Source organism: Aliirhizobium sp. YIM B11859, assembly GCF_057163345.1.
This window is the reverse complement of the sequence record NZ_JBXHAY010000041.1, coordinates 1-2,756: the sequence shown is the minus strand read 5'-3', so window position 1 is coordinate 2,756 and position 2,756 is coordinate 1. Positions and strand designations below refer to the sequence as shown.

2 protein-coding genes are annotated in these 2,756 nt (G+C 55.1%); both read right to left on the bottom strand.

The genetic code is table 11. From position 1 onward, the window contains the following. Nucleotides 1-208, bottom strand: a 208-nt coding sequence (locus tag AC2GXZ_RS32515) for a porin (protein ID WP_483763375.1), incomplete at its 3' end; no start/stop codon positions are given. Nucleotides 209-512: 304 nt separating this feature from the next. Continuing rightward, a complete protein-coding gene (locus AC2GXZ_RS32510) occupies nt 513-1,574 on the bottom strand; it encodes a porin (RefSeq protein WP_483763374.1) in 1,062 nt (353 codons plus the stop codon). Between the last annotated feature and the right edge of the window lie 1,182 nt (nt 1,575-2,756).

The window sequence follows — 2,756 nt, the reverse complement described above, 5'->3', positions numbered from 1 at the left end:
CATACTTCGCGTCGAAACGAACGCGACCGCCGACCTTCAGGCAGGTTTCGGTGCCCGGGATGTAGAAGTAGCCAGTGCCGAATGCGTCGCAAACGCGCACGTATTCCATCGGCTCAGGTTCAGCAGCGACGATTGCGTCGGCAGCCTGGGCGCCAGATACTGCTGCGAGTGCTGCAGCGGAGCCGAGAAGAAGGCTCTTGATGTTCATTGAAATCTCCATTCAGATCGACAGCCAACCTCGGAACCATTTGAGGTGACATATGAAAACGAAAGCCAAATCGGTCGGCTCGACTCTCTGCGATCTTGAGTATTGCCTGCGCATCTAAGCAGCAAGCGGCTACGGGTCCGACGCGCCAAATTCGATCAATTTTGAAATGTCAGTGTTGCAAACTCTCCGCAGTAAATGACAGCAGAGTGACAAATGTCCATTTCGGAGGCGCCACCGCTTGTCCCTAAAGGCAAAAAGGCCCGACATAATGCCGGGCCTTTCGCTCGAATCTCTTTGATGGAGATTAGAAAGTACGCTGAACGCGCAGGATGCCTGCCCACTGGTCGTCGTCAACACCCGCGTGATCCCAGCTGGTGTAGGAGACTTCCGGCTGGATCAGGAGACCCGTAACCGGCTTCCACTGAACGTTACCGGTGACAGCAAGCGTTTTGTTGTCGGTGTAAGCAACCTGCAGGTTGGCAGCAACCTTGTCAGTGAACTTGTAACCGCCGCCGGCCCACAGAGCCCAGTCACCCCAGCTCTCGCCAAGGCTGTCGCCCGGAGCATAGGTGTTGGTCGTGTCGCCGTCCGTGTTCCAGCCGCCCATCAGGAAGAGGCTGAGCGCGCCGATGTTGCCGGAAACCTTGGCCTTGATGCCGCCTTCTTCAGCCGACTCGTCGTAACCGCCGACAACACCAACCATGAACGTGCCGGTGTCGTACTTCACGCCGCCCGTGACGTTTACCCAGTCGCTCGAAGCATCGATGTTATCGCGCTTGATCTGGCCGTCGTCTTCAAGAGCAGCAAATGCCGAGAAGCCGTTGCCTGCGTCATAGACATAAGCAACCTGGTTCAGTTCGAACGAGCCGTAGGAGATCACGTCGTCGTTGATGACGTCTCCGGCATAACCGATGAACGAAGAGTAGTAGGAGTCAGCGAGACCAACGAGGAAACCGCCGAGCTGAATGTTGGCGCCGATCAGACGGGTGCGGGTGTTGTTGCCGTCGAGCGTGGAAACGTCGTAGCGCGGGTTCCAGTCGAAACGAGCAACGATGCTCGTCTTCAGAGCGCCCCACTCGGTGTCGCTTGCCGAATCGATATAGATTTCAGCGCGGGTGTTGGTGTAGGTGCCGCCGCTGTTCGGAGCATATGCATCGGCATACGCTGCGTCAAAACGGACGCGGCCGCCGACCTTGAGGCAGGTCTCGGTGCCCGGGATGTAGAAGTAGCCTGTGCCGAATGCGTCGCAAACGCGAACGTATTCCATCGGCTCAGGCTCGGCAGCGACGATCGCGTCGGCAGCCTGGGCGCCGGATACTGCTGCGAGAGCCGCAGCGGAGCCGAGAAGAAGGCTCTTGATGTTCATTTCTGACCTCCAGTCAAAGTTGGTTTAGATGCGGGCTTTAAAACCAGTTCCCCTGCATCCGCGACTTTTAGAAAACATACGCAAAGTCATGCTTTCGAGAACAAGCTACCGGAAGTTTGCAAAATATGACAAGCGAGTAACACGACCTAGAGTTTGCAAACCCCAACTTTAAGGCAAAGTGTTGCAATCTCTCCCCATATCACCCTCCGGCTGCATAGATTTCGGATACGCTTTATTAAGAAAATAGATATTCAACGTGGCCGAGCAGTCAAAGGAGACGTCTATCCAGCCGTTCTTTTTTTCTAAAGTGAGCCGATTCGCGATCCATAAATGGCGTTTTTTCGGGCTATCTGCCTCCTTGGGACCCAAAATGACGGAACAACCACGGTGTCAGAAAGGATGTCAAAAAACGTAGGGGCCTCCATTTTTTAGCTGCGGCGCACACTCGCTAAACATGTATAGATAAGAGATTTGAGATACTAAACGCAGTCGCAAATCGACAATAATACGCCGTACTGGAGCTACCATAAGTAGTTGGAAAAGCGACGCCTGCCATCCTCCCTGAAAACGGTCGGTAGTAAGCCTCGACGGATCTGCGACAACCTTATGTTGATCCAGGATGACTTCCTGACAGACCTCTCAGTTCCAACCAGCTGGTGACCGGCGAAACGCTTAGGCTTGAGATTCGATTCGATGAGATGGAGCACCCATAGATCTCGCGGTGCAGCGGACGAGACCGCGCGGGGGGCGCCGCTTTATAGAACCGATATCAGCAAACGCGACGGCGTGAAAACATAAGATGTCGAGACCTCTTCCGATCCGGCGGTTACGGCGCTGAACGGCCTCCCCTTGATTTTCCCGTATGCTGAAGTAGATGGACCATCGCCAAACGGCATCGGGCCGCAGCCGGGACATTCTTGGAGATTTTCTCGCACATCAAGTCCGCACGGGCGATCGATTTGCGCGGGGCGTTGCTCGGTTTAACGGACAATGGCGGCGGGAGCCAGACAGCGCAAAACGTTTAAAGGTAACACTTGGAATACAGCGCATGGCACAAATGAGCCATCGCTACGAAAGCTGGCACGTTCCTTCGCCGCCAAACGCAAAAAGGCCCGGCGATAGCCGGGCCTTTCCGCTTTAATTCCGTGAGGAATTAGAAGGTGCGCTGTACGCGAACGACGC

Bases quoted from the DNA above. Each gene is read 5' to 3' on its own strand.
- AC2GXZ_RS32510 (WP_483763374.1), bottom strand. From the start codon at position 1,574: ATGAACATCAAGAGCCTTCTTCTCGGCTCCGCTGCGGCTCTCGCAGCA.